Source organism: Pseudescherichia sp., from assembly GCF_031998825.1.
Taxonomy (GTDB): domain Bacteria; phylum Pseudomonadota; class Gammaproteobacteria; order Enterobacterales; family Enterobacteriaceae; genus Pseudescherichia.
Genome location: NZ_DAMACX010000023.1, coordinates 1 through 15,463, shown reverse-complemented (window position 1 = coordinate 15,463; position 15,463 = coordinate 1). Strand labels below are relative to the sequence as shown.

Annotated in this window: 13 protein-coding genes; 7 read left to right on the top strand and 6 right to left on the bottom strand. The window is 55.7% G+C overall.

What is annotated here, in order from left to right; all coding sequences use genetic code 11:
* The first annotated feature begins 46 nt into the window (after positions 1 to 46).
* The 3 genes from RTP97_RS12140 to speD all read left to right on the top strand — a co-directional run bounded on the left by RTP97_RS12140 (position 47) and on the right by speD (position 2,160).
* The gene (locus tag RTP97_RS12140; RefSeq protein ID WP_042390551.1) at positions 47 to 394 is read left to right on the top strand and encodes a YacC family pilotin-like protein; all 348 of its coding nucleotides are present in this window, start codon (positions 47 to 49) and stop codon (positions 392 to 394) included.
* Between the two features lie 102 nt (positions 395 to 496).
* The gene (gene speE, locus RTP97_RS12135) at positions 497 to 1,369 is read left to right on the top strand and encodes a polyamine aminopropyltransferase (protein ID WP_312212178.1); all 873 of its coding nucleotides are present in this window, start codon (positions 497 to 499) and stop codon (positions 1,367 to 1,369) included.
* Positions 1,366 to 2,160 carry an adenosylmethionine decarboxylase gene (speD, locus tag RTP97_RS12130; RefSeq protein ID WP_042390548.1) on the top strand — a complete coding sequence of 265 codons (795 nt, stop codon included), beginning with the start codon at positions 1,366 to 1,368 and terminating at the stop codon, positions 2,158 to 2,160. Before speE ends, speD begins: the two co-directional genes overlap by 4 nt.
* Before the next feature lie 50 nt (positions 2,161 to 2,210).
* Here speD and yacL read toward each other — a convergent pair whose 3' ends face one another.
* Complete coding sequence (yacL, locus tag RTP97_RS12125; protein WP_222889614.1) at positions 2,211 to 2,573, bottom strand: protein YacL; 363 nt, start codon at positions 2,571 to 2,573, stop codon at positions 2,211 to 2,213.
* Positions 2,574 to 2,765: 192 nt separating this feature from the next.
* Here yacL and RTP97_RS12120 point away from each other — a divergent pair, with 192 nt between their 5' ends.
* Both RTP97_RS12120 and RTP97_RS12115 read left to right on the top strand, forming a co-directional pair.
* Positions 2,766 to 3,422, top strand: a complete 657-nt coding sequence (locus RTP97_RS12120; protein WP_312413888.1) for a DUF4433 domain-containing protein — start codon at positions 2,766 to 2,768, stop codon at positions 3,420 to 3,422.
* Positions 3,419 to 4,486 (top strand): macro domain-containing protein, encoded by a 1,068-nt coding sequence (locus tag RTP97_RS12115; protein WP_312413885.1) that lies wholly within the window; start codon positions 3,419 to 3,421, stop codon positions 4,484 to 4,486. Before RTP97_RS12120 ends, RTP97_RS12115 begins: the two co-directional genes overlap by 4 nt.
* A 65-nt stretch (positions 4,487 to 4,551) precedes the next feature.
* Here RTP97_RS12115 and acnB read toward each other — a convergent pair whose 3' ends face one another.
* A complete protein-coding gene (acnB, locus tag RTP97_RS12110) occupies positions 4,552 to 7,149 on the bottom strand; it encodes a bifunctional aconitate hydratase 2/2-methylisocitrate dehydratase (protein WP_312413883.1) in 2,598 nt (865 codons plus the stop codon).
* Between the two features lie 337 nt (positions 7,150 to 7,486).
* Between acnB and RTP97_RS12105 the strand changes: the two genes are divergently transcribed.
* Together RTP97_RS12105 and RTP97_RS12100 are read left to right on the top strand one after the other, a co-directional pair.
* Entirely contained in the window at positions 7,487 to 9,049 is a 1,563-nt protein-coding gene (locus RTP97_RS12105; RefSeq protein ID WP_312413880.1) for a DUF3300 domain-containing protein, read from the top strand.
* A 12-nt stretch (positions 9,050 to 9,061) separates the two neighbouring features.
* Positions 9,062 to 9,856 carry a DUF2950 family protein gene (locus RTP97_RS12100; RefSeq protein ID WP_312413877.1) on the top strand — a complete coding sequence of 265 codons (795 nt, stop codon included), beginning with the start codon at positions 9,062 to 9,064 and terminating at the stop codon, positions 9,854 to 9,856.
* Positions 9,857 to 9,914: 58 nt separating this feature from the next.
* Here RTP97_RS12100 and traT read toward each other — a convergent pair whose 3' ends face one another.
* From traT to RTP97_RS12080, 4 genes are all read right to left on the bottom strand, one after another.
* A complete protein-coding gene (gene traT, locus RTP97_RS12095) occupies positions 9,915 to 10,646 on the bottom strand; it encodes a complement resistance protein TraT (RefSeq protein WP_312212174.1) in 732 nt (243 codons plus the stop codon).
* Between the two features lie 195 nt (positions 10,647 to 10,841).
* Entirely contained in the window at positions 10,842 to 12,266 is a 1,425-nt protein-coding gene (lpdA, locus tag RTP97_RS12090) for a dihydrolipoyl dehydrogenase (RefSeq protein ID WP_312413876.1), read from the bottom strand.
* A gap of 198 nt (positions 12,267 to 12,464) precedes the next feature.
* Complete coding sequence (aceF, locus tag RTP97_RS12085; RefSeq protein ID WP_312413875.1) at positions 12,465 to 14,366, bottom strand: pyruvate dehydrogenase complex dihydrolipoyllysine-residue acetyltransferase; 1,902 nt, start codon at positions 14,364 to 14,366, stop codon at positions 12,465 to 12,467.
* Between the two features lie 14 nt (positions 14,367 to 14,380).
* The coding region (locus RTP97_RS12080; RefSeq protein WP_409455941.1) for a transketolase-like TK C-terminal-containing protein at positions 14,381 to 15,463 on the bottom strand (1,083 nt) is incomplete at its 5' end.

Genomic DNA, 15,463 nt, shown 5'->3' with positions numbered 1-15,463 from the left:
CCTTTCCTCCCCGCCCAACCGGGCGAGGTCTCCAGGGGGCAATTTGATGAAGACGTTTTTCAGAACCGTTGTGTTCACCAGCCTGCTGGCGATGTCAGCAAATAGTTATGCGCTCAGCGAGTCTGAAGCGGAGGACATGGCCGATCTTACGGCAGTTTTCGTGTTTCTGAAAAACGACTGTGGTTACCAGAATCTACCGAATGGCCAGATCCGCCGGGCGCTGGTCTTCTTTGCCCAGCAGAACCAGTGGGATCTGAGCAACTACGACACCTTTGATATGAAATCCCTCGGCGAGGACAGCTATCGCGATCTTAGCGGCATCGGCATTCCGGTTGCCAAAAAATGCAAAGCGCTGGCCCGGGACTCCCTCAGCCTGCTGGCCTACGTCAAGTAAAGTAAACCCGCCTCCCCTGCTGAAGTTATAGCCGTGCATCAGCGGCTATAGTTAGCTATGATGTTGCGCCCATTTTGTGTGGATGTTAACGAAGGAGGATGCATGGCTGATACCCGCCCGTGGCATGAAACGCTGCATGACCAGTTTGGTCAGTACTTTGCCGTTGATAACGTGCTCTATCACGAAAAGACCGATCACCAGGATCTGATCATCTTTGAAAACGCCGCCTTTGGCCGCGTCATGGCGCTGGACGGCGTTGTCCAGACCACCGAGCGTGACGAGTTTATCTATCACGAAATGATGACCCACGTTCCGCTGCTGGCTCATGGCCAGGCGAAGCACGTGCTGATCATCGGCGGCGGCGACGGCGCAATGCTGCGCGAAGTGAGCCGGCATAAAAACGTTGAAACCATCACCATGGTGGAGATCGACGAAGGGGTGGTGTCATTCTGCCGCCAGTATCTGCCGAATCACAACGCGGGCAGCTACGACGATCCGCGCTTTACGCTGGTGATTGACGACGGCGTCAACTTTGTCAACCAGACCGCGCAAACCTTTGACGTGATCATCTCCGACTGCACCGATCCGGTGGGGCCGGGTGAGAGCCTGTTTACCTCCGACTTCTACGCCGGCTGCAAGCGCTGTCTGAATCCGGGTGGGATCTTCGTTGCCCAGAACGGCGTAAGCTTCCTGCAGCAGGATGAGGCAGTAGGCAGCCACAAGAAGCTGAGCCACTACTTTAGCGACGTCAGCTTCTACCAGGCGGCGGTGCCTACCTACTACGGCGGCATCATGACTTTCGCCTGGGCGACGGACAACGAGATCCTGCGCAATCTCTCCACCGAGATTATTCAGGCCCGCTTCCACAACGCGGCCCTGACCTGCCGCTACTACAACCCGGCCATTCATACGGCATCCTTCGCCCTGCCACAATATCTGTTAGACGCGCTCTCCTCAGGAGGTGATGAAAATTGAAAAAGCTGAAACTGCATGGCTTTAACAACCTGACCAAAAGCCTGAGTTTTTGTATCTACGATATCTGTTATGCCAAAACCGCCGAAGAGCGTGACGGCTATATTGCCTATATCGACGAACTCTATAACGCCAACCGCCTGACGGAGATCCTCACCGAGACCTGCTCAATCATTGGCGCAAACATTCTCAACGTTGCCCGCCAGGACTACGAGCCGCAGGGGGCCAGCGTGACCATTCTGGTGAGCGAAGAGCCGGTCGATCCAACCCTGATTGATAAAACCGCCCACCCCGGCCCGCTGCCGGAGACGGTGGTGGCCCACCTCGATAAGAGCCACATCTGCGTGCACACCTATCCGGAGAGCCACCCTGAAGGCGGCCTGTGCACCTTCCGTGCCGACATTGAGGTCTCAACCTGCGGCGTCATCTCCCCGCTGAAGGCGCTGAACTACCTGATCCACCAGCTTGAGTCGGACATCGTCACCGTTGACTACCGCGTGCGCGGCTTTACTCGTGATATCAACGGCATGAAGCACTTTATCGACCATGAGATCAACTCTATTCAGAACTTCCTCTCTGAGGATATGAAGGCGCTGTATGACATGGTGGACGTGAACGTCTATCAGGAGAACATCTTCCATACCAAGATGATGCTGAAGGAGTTCGACCTGAAGCACTATATGTTCCACACCCGCCCGGAAGATCTTACCGCCGAAGAGCGGGAGGCCATTACCGAATCGCTGTGGAAAGAGATGCGCGAGATCTACTACGCGCGCAATATTCCCGCCGTGTAATCACGGCTGAAGCCGGAGCAGGGACGCTCCGACAATCTTTTTAAACCACGTTACTTCTGCTGAATAAATTTACGGTATGCCGTAACGACCTGGAGAAAATCCTCGACGCCGCACAGCGACAGGCTCTCTTCGTCGTAGTAGCTCATTCCCTCTTCAATCTCATCCCCGGAAAACTCCAGCTGGTTAGCGCGGATGATGACCTCTTCGCCATCCATCCAGAGCGTGTATTCATGGCCAATTCGCTGCCACTGGCGCTCGCTACCCTTGACGGTTTTTGCTGCCTGCTCCACCTCATCCAGCAGGGCCAGATTCTCTTTCACCTCTTCATTAAACCAGTGTCCGACCACCTCGTGGCCCATCGACATGCGCACTTTCACCTGGCCCGTGATGTCGCGTAAGAATTCGTAATCCATGTTTTTTTCCTCACATCCGCAATAGGGTAATTATCGCAGTCGTGGAGAAGAAAAACAGCGTAGCGGGGAGAAGGATGAGAAATAAAAGCTGACGTTACAGTCAACAACGATGTGGCTGATGCGCAAAACGCATTTGCGTAGACAGCGTATCATACGATTGCTAACCGGGAGGCTTACTTAAGAGGGAAACTTATGTCTTTTGACTACAGCGCCAGCCTTAATCCGCAAAAGGCACTGATCTGGCGCATTGTACATCGGGATAATATTCCGTGGATACTGGATAACGGGTTGCACTGCGGTAATAGTCCAGCTCAAGCAGATAACTGGGTTACTATTGGTAATCCTGAGCTTATCAGCAAACGTGCAGGGCATCTGGTGCCTGTCGGTATGGGCGGCGTATTACATGATTATGTGCCGTTCTACTTTACGCCCTTCTCTCCGATGCTCATGAATATTTATAGCGGTCGCGGTGGTATTACCCAACGCCCTAATGACGAAATTGTCATACTCGTTAGCAGCTTACATGACATAGCCGAATATGATGTGCCTTTCGTATTTACTGACAGCCACGCTTACTATAGCTGGGCCAATTACTATACAGATCTGGCCTATCTGAACGGGATCGACTGGCCTATTTTACAGACAAGGGATTTCCGCCGCGATCCGGACGATCCCGGAAAATTTGAGCGTTATCAGGCCGAAGCATTGATCTGGCAGTATTGTCCAATAACGCTTCTAAACGGCATGGTTTGTTACAGTAACGACGTCAAGTTACAATTAGAGCAATGGTTGTCACAACGTAATGTGACAATGCCCGTTTATACTCGAACTAGCTGGTATTTCCCATGATCACATTTACCCAAGGTAATTTACTGGATGCACCCGTAGATGCGCTGGTGAACACGGTCAATACTGTCGGTGTGATGGGCAAAGGTATCGCACTGATGTTTAAAGAGCGCTTTCCTGAGAATATGAAAGCCTATGCTCTCGCCTGTAAACACCAGCAGGTCATGACCGGCAAAATGTTTATTACCGAAACTAGCGAGCTGATGGGTCCACGGTGGATTGTCAACTTTCCTACTAAACAGCACTGGCGTGCCGATTCTCGCATGGAGTGGATTGAAGAGGGTTTGCAAGACTTACACCGTTTTCTGGTTACGGAAGAGGTAAAGTCCATTGCTATCCCCCCATTGGGTGCTGGCAATGGCGGACTTGCATGGGAAGAGGTGCGGATACGTATTGTATCCGCTTTCAGCGATCTTCAGGACACGGAAATCTTTATTTATGAGCCAACGGAAAAATACCAGAACATAGCGAAGAGTACCGGCGTAAAAAAGCTTACTCCCGCCAGGGCAGTAATTGCTGAATTAGTACGTCGTTATTGGGTATTGGGAATAGAGTGTAGCCTGTTAGAAATCCAGAAGCTGGCCTGGTTCCTACAGCGTGCGGCTGACCAGCATCATCTTAGTAACGAGTTAAAGTTACGATTTAAAGCGCACAACTATGGTCCATATGCACATAATCTTACCCATCTACTCAATACGCTGGATGGAACCTATCTGAAAGCAGAAAAACGCATTCCTGATAGCCAGCCCCTGGACGTTATCTGGTTTAACGATCAAGAGAAAGATTACGTTAATGCCTGGCTTAAGAGTGAGGCTAAGGAGTGGCTACCGGCGCTGGAGCAGGTTACCCGGCTAATTGATGGTTTTGAATCTCCGTTCGGTCTGGAACTGCTGGCAACCGTTGACTGGCTGCTAACCCATGATGAATGTCAGCCTACGGTAGTATCGGTAAAAGAGGCCTTACAGCGCTGGCCTGCTGGTAGACACTGGGCCAACCGCAAGCTAAGAGTATTTGATGATAGGAGTCTACAACTTGCCATTAATCGTGTAATGGAAGTGTACTTTTGAAAACAGCAAACTTTACTGGGCGGGAATAGTTAAAGGCCGGGCAAACTCGCCCGGCCTGGTCTTACTTACACGGCGGTCTGGAAGATCACGCCGTCGGCTTTTTCGGTATACTGGCCGAGCTGGTCAAAGTTCAGATAGCGATAGGTATCCACCGCCGTCTTATCGACCTGCGCCATGAAGATCTGATACTCGTCCGGGGTCGGCAGTTTACCCAGCAGTGAAGAGACCGCAGCCAGCTCCGCAGATGCCAGGAAGACGTTCGCGCCGGTGCCCAGACGGTTCGGGAAGTTACGCGTCGAGGTCGACACTACCGTTGAACCATCAGCCACGCGCGCCTGGTTACCCATGCACAGCGAGCAGCCCGGGATCTCAATACGCGCCCCGCTCTTACCGAAGACGCTGTAGTAGCCCTCTTCCGTCAGCTGGGCAGCATCCATACGGGTTGGCGGCGCGACCCACAGACGGGTCGGCAGCTGGCCTTTATGGCTGTCCAGCAGCTTACCGGCGGCGCGGAAGTGACCAATGTTGGTCATGCACGAGCCGATAAACACTTCGTCAATCTTCTCACCAGCCACGTCAGAGAGCAGACGCGCGTCATCCGGATCGTTCGGTGCGCAGAGGATCGGCTCTTTGATATCCGCCAGATCGATCTCGATCACCGCCGCATACTCGGCGTCGGCATCGGCTTCCAGCAGCTGCGGATCCGCCAGCCACTTCTCCATGCCCTGGATACGGCGCTCGATGGTACGGCGATCGCCGTAGCCTTCCGCAATCATCCACTTCAGCAGCACGATGTTAGAGGTCAGGTACTCGGTAATCGGCGCTTTATCCAGCTTGATGGTACAGCCCGCAGCAGAACGCTCGGCGGAGGCATCGGCCAGCTCAAACGCCTGCTCTACTTTCAGCTCCGGCAGACCTTCGATCTCGAGGATACGGCCAGAGAAGATGTTTTTCTTACCTTTCTTCTCTACGGTCAGCAGCCCCTGACGAATGGCGTACAGCGGAATAGCATGCACCAGGTCGCGCAGGGTAATGCCCGGCTGCATGGTGCCTTTGAAGCGCACCAGCACCGACTCCGGCATATCCAGCGGCATAACGCCGGTCGCAGCGGCAAACGCCACCAGACCCGAGCCTGCCGGGAAGGAGATCCCTACCGGGAAGCGGGTATGGGAGTCACCGCCGGTGCCGACGGTGTCCGGCAGCAGCATACGGTTCAGCCAGGAGTGGATAATGCCATCGCCCGGACGCAGGGAGACACCGCCGCGGTTCATAATGAAGTCTGGCAGCGTATGGTGCGTCATCACGTCAACCGGCTTCGGATAGGCCGCCGTGTGGCAGAAGGACTGCATCACCAGGTCCGCGGAGAAGCCGAGGCAGGCCAGATCTTTCAGTTCATCACGGGTCATCGGACCGGTGGTGTCCTGCGAGCCAACCGAGGTCATTTTCGGTTCGCAGTATTCGCCAGGGCGAACACCGGTCACGCCACAGGCGCGGCCCACCATTTTTTGCGCCAGCGAGAAGCCTTTGTTGCTGGCCTCGACCGGTTTTGCGCTGCGGAAGACGTCGCTGTGCGGCAGGCCCAGCGCTTCGCGCGCCTTAGTGGTCAGGCCACGGCCGATAATCAGCGGAATACGGCCCCCGGCGCGCACTTCGTCGATCAGCACGTCGGTTTTCAGTTCAAAGGTAGCCAGCAGCTCGCCGGTTTCGTGGTTGCGCACTTCACCTTTGAACGGATAGACGTCGATGACGTCGCCCATGTTCAGGTTGTTCACGTCCACTTCAATTGGCAGCGCGCCCGCATCTTCCATGGTGTTGAAGAAGATTGGCGCAATCTTACCGCCCAGCACCAGACCACCGCCGCGTTTGTTCGGCACGGCTGGAATGTCGTCACCCATAAACCACAGCACCGAGTTGGTGGCGGATTTACGTGAGGAGCCGGTACCGACCACGTCACCGACGTAGGCCAGCGGGAAGCCTTTTTTGTTCAGCTCTTCGATCTGTTTGATCGGGCCAACGGCACCCGCCACGTCCGGCTCAATGCCTTCACGGGCATTTTTCAGCATCGCCAGGGCGTGCAGCGGGATATCCGGGCGCGACCAGGCATCCGGTGCCGGAGAGAGGTCATCGGTATTGGTTTCACCGGTCACTTTAAAGACGGTAACGGTAATTTTTTCAGCCAGCGGCGGACGGCTCAGGAACCACTCCGCGTTGGCCCAGGAGAGCATCACCTGCTGGGCGTGCGCGTTGCCCGCTTTCGCTTTCTCTTCCACGTCGTAGAAGTTATCGAACATCAGCAGCGTGTGGGAGAGCGCTTTCGCGGCAATCGGGGCCAGAGCGTCGTTGTCCAGTGCTTCAATGAGCGGATGGATGTTGTAACCACCCTGCATGGTACCGAGCAGCTCGACGGCTTTTTCCGCAGAGATCAGCGGCGAGGTGGTTTCACCTTTTACGATAGCAGCCAGGAAGCCCGCTTTAACATATGCGGCTTCATCAACGCCCGGCGGAACACGGTTGGATAGCAGATCTAACAAGAACTCTTCTTCACCCGCTGGTGGGGTTTTCAGCAGCTCGACCAGTGCGGCCATTTGGGTAGCATCTACAGGCTTGGGTACAATTCCCTGGGCGGCACGTTCGGCTACGTGCTTACGGTATTCTTCTAGCACGACGGTATTTCTCCTCGCTCTCATTGTCATAGTGCGGCAGGCGATCTCTTCGCGCTCCTGTGAAACAGTCGTTTGTAGGGTAATGCCCGATACCGCTTGGGCAGCATATCAGGATTTAGGGGGGGTGTTAATCTGTTTACAAAAAAGCAACATTAAATATTGGCTGAATCGTTAAGGTTCAACTAATGCCCTTTATCCCCTCGCGTTAGAGGGATTTTTAGCTGCTTTTTTGCTTGCCCTTTGCCTCCGCAACATTAATCAAAAAATCTACGCGTTTCTCTTTCATACTCACGTCATATCTGACCCTGCGATTTCTGTGGAAATCGGGAGAAATAAAATGACCTTGCCCTTTAAATACGCTGCGCTGGCTCTCGTGTGCAGTGCCGGGCTATTTGCCGCCTCGGGCGTGCTGTATGTCAAAAGCCGCACACCTGAAGCGCCTGTCCAGACTGCGCCTGCCGCCGCCCAGCCCCAGATGGCGCCCATAACCACAACGGCAGTGAAACCCGCTTTCACCTCGGCGCAGATCGATCAGTGGGTCGCGCCGGTGGCGCTCTACCCCGATCCGCTGCTCTCACAGGTATTAATGGCTGCTACCTACCCGGCCAACGTCGTGCAGGCGGTGCAGTGGTCACGAGATAATCCAACCCTGGAGGGCGATGCGGCTATCCAGGCGGTCTCTGGCCAACCCTGGGACCCGAGCGTGAAGTCGCTGGTGGCCTTTCCCCAGTTGATGGCGCTGATGGGCGAGGATCCTGAGTGGGTACAGAATCTTGGGGATGCGTTCCTGGCCCAGCCGCAGGACGTCATGGACTCCGTGCAGCGTTTACGGCAGCTGGCCCAACAGACCGGGGCGCTAAAATCGACGCCGCAGCAGACGGTCAGCAGCATGCCGAAGAAAACCGAAACACCTGCAACAGCGCAAAGCGGCAGCGCGCCCGCGCCTGCGCTCGCCCCAACGGTAATCAAAATTGAGCCTGCCGATCCGCAGGTGGTTTACGTCCCCAACTATAACCCGGCCACGGTCTACGGCAGCTGGCCGAACACGGCCTATCCGCCGGTCTATCTGCCGCCCCCTCCCGGCCAGCAGTTCGGTGAGAGCTTCGTTAAAGGCTTCGGCTATAGCCTGGGCGTTGCTACCACCTACGCCCTGTTCAGCAATATCGACTGGGACGATGACGATCATCACCACCACGACGACGATCATCACGATGGTGGCTATCACGGCAACGGCTATCAGCATAACGGGGACAATATCAACATTAACGTCAACAACTTCAACCGCATCTCAGGGCAGAATTTGAAAGAGCAGAACATGACCTGGCAGCATAACCCGGCCTACCGCAACGGCGTTCCCTACCAGAATAGCGCGGTAGCCCAGCGTTTTCATCCCACTGACGTCAGTGGCGGACTGAGCGCCACGCAGCAACCGGTCGCCTCACGGGATAGCCAGCGCCAGGCAGCTATGGCGCAGCTTGAACAGCGCAATCACGCCCCGACCAGCAGCGTGGCGGGCGTCTCCTCCCGTGACGCCCAGCGCAAGGCCGCCTCACAGCAGCTAAACCAGATTGCCCAGCGTAATAACTATCGTGGCTACGATAGCGACACGTCGCGTCCTGCCCAGAAGGCGAAACAGAGATCGGCTAAAGAAAACATCCAGCCGAAGCAGAGGGTAACCAGAGAGATGCACCAGCGGACCGTTCCGGCATCTCCACAGCGGGAGCAGCGCCTGGCGAGCAACCGCGCCAACGCCTTTAGCGGCAACGACAGCCGCTCACCGTCGTGGCAGGCGCAGCAGCTGCGCGGCCAGCAGAGCCGCCGCATCAGCAGTAGCAACCTTGAACAGCGTCGCGTCGGTCGTGAAGGCCCGTCTGAACGCCGCGAGTTTCAACGTCGTTAACCGGAGCCGACAATGAAAAAAATCCTGTTAAGCACCCTGCTGCTCTCGCTGCCGATGATGAGCTATGCCCAGCAGCTTTTCTCCTCCCCGGACGAGGCAGCCAAAGCCTTTGCGGCGGCGGTGGCCGATCAGAATGAGGCCCAGCTCGCCGCCGTACTGGGCGATGACTGGCGACAGTATCTACCGCAGAATGAGGTCGATCCCGAGGCCATCGCCCGCTTTAACCGCGACTGGGCGGTAAAGCATGAGGTCGTCGAGCAAGAGAACGAGGCCCATCTCAACGTAGGCGATGCGGGGTGGCAGCTGCCGATTCCGATAGTCAAAATTGCGGGAGGCTGGCACTTCGATATGCCCGCAGCCCAGGAGGAGATCCTCACCCGTGCCATTGGCCGCAACGAGCTGTCGGCGATTGAAGCCATGCATGCCTATGTTGACGCCCAGTATGACTACCGGCAGCGCAAGCAGGCGTATGCCACGAAGCTTATCAGCAGTGAAGGCCAGCAGGACGGTCTCTACTGGCCGGTACAGCCCGGAGAGGCGCCCAGCCCGCTAGGCCCGGCATTTAGCCCAGGCGAGCCGGGCGTAGGCTATCACGGCTACCATTTTCGCATTATCCAGAGCGACAGTGCCCACGGGTTTGCTCTGCTCGCGTGGCCGGTAGAGTGGCAGAAAACCGGCGTAATGAGCTTTATGGTGAGTCAGGATGACCAGGTATACCAGAAAGATCTGGGCAGTGACTCCCGAGAGAAAGCGCAGGCGCTAAGCGCTTACCACCCGGATAAAACCTGGCAGCGCGTAGCACCGTAAGCGAGGTAGAGCCGTAGGCCGGGTAAGCGCAAGCGCCCCCCGGCATTTTCAATCAGATTTACAGGATGTTCGCCACAGACTTCGCCAGCTGCGCTTCCAGAACCGGTTTCGCTTCTTCAAACTTCAGGTTCACTTTGTTGGCATTGGAAACAACGCGCGTCTGATATTTCGCACGATCGCCCTGCGCAGTGCTGGTCTGCAGCTTCACGCCAGACGTTCCCTGACGCAGCGCCGCAATATTATCCGTTGTCACCTTCGCTTTGCTGCGCTCGGAGATCTGCAGGTCGGTTACCATGGTGTAGTTAACATCCTCCACCATCGCATCGGCCGCCATGCCAATCAGACCCGCAGCCAGCCCTACGCCCAGCGCCGCGCCGGAAGAGTTGCTGTTATAGGCAGTGATGCCTGCACCCAGTGCAGCACCCGCGACAGCACCTTCGTAGCCGGTATTCAGGAAGCTCTGGGCCTCGCGCAGGTCCATTTTGTCTGCCTTCAGCACGTTCGCCTGAACCCAGTAGTAAGCGCTGTCGGGTGAGCTTGTCACTTTGTAGCCTTTGGCGATCAGGTCGTTAGCCAGCAGGGTTTGCAGGTTGCTCATATCTTTATCTGACGTATTTTTAACCTGGATATAGACCGTTTTTTCGTTGGAAGGCTCAAGCCAGACGGTTTCGCTCATCTGGGTTTTCACTTCCAGATTACGTTTTTTCACTGCGGTGGTCATCGCGCCACATCCCGTCAGCGTCATCGCCGCCGCCACTAAGCCAATTACCGCAACTTTCTTTAAAGACATCTGTTTTCCTTTTTTCGTGTAGTAAAGAGTGCAAACCTCTTAAACGCGCGGCCAGTAGCCACACAATGGTGAAAAAATTATCGGCAGCTAATCGAAAAAATTTAGGCTAAATATCAAAGAGATGCCTACCAATTCGGGTAGTTTTCAGGCAAAAAAAAACGCCTCCGGAGAGGCGTTTAGCAAGCAGTAAGAAACTTATTTCTTCTTGGCTTTGGCGTTCGGCAGGTCGGTGATGCTACCTTCGAACACTTCTGCCGCCAGACCCACGGATTCGTGCAGGGTCGGGTGCGCATGGATGGTGAGCGCGATATCTTCAGCGTCACAGCCCATTTCGATAGCCAGACCGATCTCACCCAGCAGCTCGCCGCCGTTGGTACCGACAATCGCGCCACCGATAACACGGTGCGTCTCTTTGTCGAAGATCAGCTTGGTCATACCGTCTGCGCAGTCGGAAGCGATAGCACGGCCAGAAGCAGCCCACGGGAAGGTGGCGGTTTCGTAGCTGATGCCTTTCTCTTTCGCTTCTTTCTCGGTCAGGCCAACCCAGGCAACTTCTGGCTCGGTGTAGGCGATGGACGGGATCACTTTCGGATCGAAGTAGTGTTTCATACCGGCGATAACTTCAGCGGCAACGTGACCTTCGTGAACACCTTTGTGCGCCAGCATCGGCTGACCGACGATGTCGCCGATAGCAAAGATGTGCGGTACGTTGGTGCGCAGCTGCTTGTCAACGCGGATGAAGCCACGGTCGTCCACTTCCACGCCAGCTTTGCCAGCGTCGAGGTTTTTACCGTTCGGCACGCGGCCGATAGCCACCAGCACCGCGTCGTAACGCTGCGCTTCAGCCGGGGCTTTTTTGCCTTCCATGGAAACGTAGATGCCGTCTTCTTTCGCTTCAACGGCGGTCACTTTGGTTTCCAGCATCAAGTTGAACTTCTTGCTGATGCGTTTGGTGAAGACTTTAACGATATCTTTGTCTGCGGCCGGGATAACCTGGTCGAACATCTCAACCACGTCGATCTCTGAACCCAGCGCATGGTACACGGTACCCATTTCCAGACCGATGATGCCGCCGCCCATAACCAGCAGACGCTTCGGCACTTCTTTCAGCTCCAGCGCATCGGTGGAGTCCCACACGCGCGGATCTTCATGCGGAATGAACGGCAGTTCGATCGGACGGGAGCCCGCTGCGACGATCGCGTTGTCGAAGTTGATCACGGTTTTGCCGTTTTCGCCTTCCACTTCCAGGGTGTTCGCACCGGTGAATTTGCCCAGACCGTTAACAACTTTAACTTTACGGCCTTTTGCCATGCCAGCCAGACCGCCGGTCAGCTGGTTGATGACTTTCTCTTTCCAGGTACGGATCTTATCGATGTCGGTTTGCGGCTCGCCGAAAACGATGCCGTGCTCGGCCAGCGCTTTCGCTTCTTCGATCACTTTTGCTACGTGCAGCAGCGCTTTAGAAGGGATACAGCCGACGTTCAGGCAAACACCGCCGAGGGTGTTGTAACGTTCAACAATGACGGTTTCCAGACCTAAATCAGCGCAACGGAAGGCTGCAGAGTAACCTGCGGGGCCTGCCCCAAGTACCACGACCTGAGTTTTGATTTCAGTACTCATCATGACCTCTTAATTATTTCCGGCCGTACAAAGTGCTTTTGCTTTGCATCCGCCGGGACGTTCTATCCGCTCGCAGTTTACAAAATTGTTAACATTTTTGAAACAACAAACGGCAAACGAAGTGTCCTTTGTCCCAGTAACCTCAACAACATAATGAGATTACCAGAAAAAAGCCGACCGTCAGGCCGGCTTTTACGATTACATCACCAGACGGCGGATGTCAGACAGCATATTGTTGATGATGGTAATGAAACGCGCACCATCAGCACCGTCGATCACGCGGTGGTCGAAGGAGAGAGAGATCGGCATCATCAGACGCGGTACGAACTCTTTCCCGTTCCAGACCGGCTCCATCGCGGACTTGGAGACGCCCAGGATAGCCACTTCCGGCGCGTTAACGATCGGCGCGAAGTGGGTGGTACCCAGGCCGCCGATGCTGGAGATGGTGAAGCAGCCGCCCTGCATTTCGCCAGCGGTCAGCTTGCCATCACGCGCTTTCTTGGAGATCACGGTCAGCTCGCGAGACAGCTCGGTAACGCTCTTCTTGTTCACGTCTTTGAAGACTGGAACAACCAGACCGTTCGGGGTATCAACCGCCACGCCGATGTTGATGTATTTTTTCAGCGTCAGGCGCTGTGCATCTTCGGACAGGGAGCTGTTGAAGCGCGGCATCTGCTCCAGGGCAGCGGCAACGGCCTTCATGATGAAGACAACCGGGGTGAATTTCACGTCCAGTTTACGCTTCTCAGCTTCGGCGTTCTGCTGTTTACGGAACGCTTCCAGGTCGGTGATGTCGGTTTTGTCGAAGTGGGTAACGTGCGGGATCATCACCCAGTTACGGCTCAGGTTGGCACCAGAGATCTTCTGGATACGGCCCAGCTCCACTTCTTCAACTTCACCAAACTTGCTGAAGTCCACTTTCGGCCACGGCAGCATGCCCGGCAGACCACCACCGGTAGCGGCAGCAGGTGCAGACTCAGCACGCTTAACGGCGTCTTTCACGTAAGCCTGAACGTCTTCGCGCAGGATACGGCCTTTACGACCGGTGCCTTTCACTTTCGCCAGGTTCACGCCGAACTCGCGCGCCAGGCGGCGGATCAGCGGGGTCGCGTGGACGTAAGCGTCGTTCTCAGCGAACTCAGACTTGCCTTCCGCTTTCGCAGCCGGAGCAGCAGCAGGTTTAGCAGCCTGAGCCGGTGCAGCAGCAGGTGCCGGAGCGGCAGCGGCCGGAGCAGCAGCAGGCGCAGCGCCTTCTACTTCGAAGACCATGATCAGGGAGCCGGTAGAGACTTTGTCGCCGGTGCTGATTTTGATCTCTTTAACGGTACCGGCGAACGGTGCCGGGACTTCCATAGAGGCTTTGTCACCTTCAACGGTGATCAGTGACTGCTCAGCGGTAACTTTATCGCCGACTTTCACCATCACTTCAGTGACTTCAACTTCGTCACCGCCGATGTCCGGGACGTGAACTTCTTTCGCGCCAGCGGCAGCGGCTGGCGCAACGGCAGCCTGCTCTTTCACTTCCGGTTTGGCAGCGGCGGCAGCCGGGGCAGCGCCCGCGACGTCAAAGATCATGATCAGGGAGCCGGTAGAGACTTTGTCACCGGTGTTGATCTTGATCTCTTTAACGGTACCTTCGAACGGTGCCGGGACTTCCATAGAGGCTTTATCACCCTCTACGACAATCAGGGACTGCTCAGCGGTAACGGTATCGCCCACTTTCACCAGGATCTCGGTTACTTCAACTTCGTCACCGCCGATGTCCGGCACGTTCACTTCTTTTGCCGCGGCAGCGGCTGCAGGTGCAGCGGCGGCCGGAGCAGCATCTTTCTTCTCTTCCTGCGCGGGTGCAGCTGCTGCTGCACCGTCGGCGGAATCGAAAATCATGATCAGTTTACCGGTCTCGGTTTTGTCGCCGACAGAGACTTTGATCTCTTTAACAACGCCAGCCTGCGGAGACGGAACTTCCATAGAGGCTTTATCACCCTCTACGACGATCAGCGACTGCTCAGCTTCAACTTTGTCGCCCACGTTGACCAGAATCTCGGTGATCTCTACTTCGTCCGAGCCGATGTCCGGTACATTGATTTCGATAGCCATTATCTCTTTACCTCTTATGCCAGACGCGGGTTAACTTTATCTGCATCGATGTTGAACTTGGTGATGGCTTCCGCTACCACTTTCTTATCGATGTCGCCACGTTTAGCCAGTTCGCCCAGCGCTGCTACAACCACGTAAGATGCATCCACTTCGAAGTGGTGACGCAGGTTTTCACGGCTGTCAGAGCGACCGAAACCGTCAGTACCCAGTACGCGGTAATCATCAGCCGGTACATAAGTACGAACCTGCTCGGCGAACAGTTTCATATAGTCAGTGGACGCCACTGCCGGTGCATCGTTCATCACCTGAGCGATGTACGGCACGCGCGGGGTTTCCATCGGGTGCAGCATGTTCCAACGCTCACAGTCCTGGCCGTCACGAGCAAGCTCGGTGAAGGAGGTTACGCTGTAAACATCAGAGCCGATGCCGTAGTCGTTGGCCAGGATCTGCGCTGCTTCACGAACGTGACGCAGGATAGAGCCGGAGCCCAGCAGCTGAACTTTACCTTTCGCGCCTTCAACGGTTTCGAGTTTGTAGATACCTTTACGGATACCTTCCTCTGCACCCTGCGGCATCGCCGGCATGTGGTAGTTTTCGTTCAGCGTGGTGATGTAGTAGTAAATGTTCTCTTGCGCTTCGCCGTACATACGCTGCAGACCGTCATGCATGATGACAGCAACTTCGTAAGCGTAGGACGGATCGTAGGAGATACAGTTCGGGATAGTCAGCGACTGAATGTGGCTGTGACCATCTTCGTGCTGCAGACCTTCGCCGTTCAGCGTCGTACGACCGGACGTACCACCGATCAGGAAGCCGCGCGCCTGCTGGTCACCTGCTGCCCAGCACAGGTCGCCGATACGCTGGAAACCGAACATGGAGTAGTAGATGTAGAACGGGATCATCGGCAGATTGTTAGTGCTGTAGGAGGTCGCCGCAGCCAGCCAGGAGGAACCTGCGCCCAGCTCGTTGATGCCTTCCTGCAGGATCTGGCCTTTCTCGTCTTCTTTGTAGTACGCAACCTGCTCACGGTCCTGCGGGGTGTACTGCTGGCCGTTCGGGCTGTAGATACCGATCTGACGGAACAGACCTTCCATACC

Coding starts and splice junctions, on each gene's coding strand:
- RTP97_RS12140 (WP_042390551.1), top strand. CDS start 47: ATGAAGACGTTTTTCAGAACCGTTGTGTTCACCAGCCTGCTGGCGATG.
- speE (WP_312212178.1), top strand. CDS start 497: ATGGCTGATACCCGCCCGTGGCATGAAACGCTGCATGACCAGTTTGGT.
- yacL (WP_222889614.1), bottom strand. CDS start 2,573: ATGGATTACGAATTCTTACGCGACATCACGGGCCAGGTGAAAGTGCGC.
- RTP97_RS12120 (WP_312413888.1), top strand. CDS start 2,766: ATGTCTTTTGACTACAGCGCCAGCCTTAATCCGCAAAAGGCACTGATC.
- RTP97_RS12115 (WP_312413885.1), top strand. CDS start 3,419: ATGATCACATTTACCCAAGGTAATTTACTGGATGCACCCGTAGATGCG.
- RTP97_RS12105 (WP_312413880.1), top strand. CDS start 7,487: ATGACCTTGCCCTTTAAATACGCTGCGCTGGCTCTCGTGTGCAGTGCC.
- RTP97_RS12100 (WP_312413877.1), top strand. CDS start 9,062: ATGAAAAAAATCCTGTTAAGCACCCTGCTGCTCTCGCTGCCGATGATG.
- traT (WP_312212174.1), bottom strand. CDS start 10,646: ATGTCTTTAAAGAAAGTTGCGGTAATTGGCTTAGTGGCGGCGGCGATG.
- lpdA (WP_312413876.1), bottom strand. CDS start 12,266: ATGAGTACTGAAATCAAAACTCAGGTCGTGGTACTTGGGGCAGGCCCC.
- aceF (WP_312413875.1), bottom strand. CDS start 14,366: ATGGCTATCGAAATCAATGTACCGGACATCGGCTCGGACGAAGTAGAG.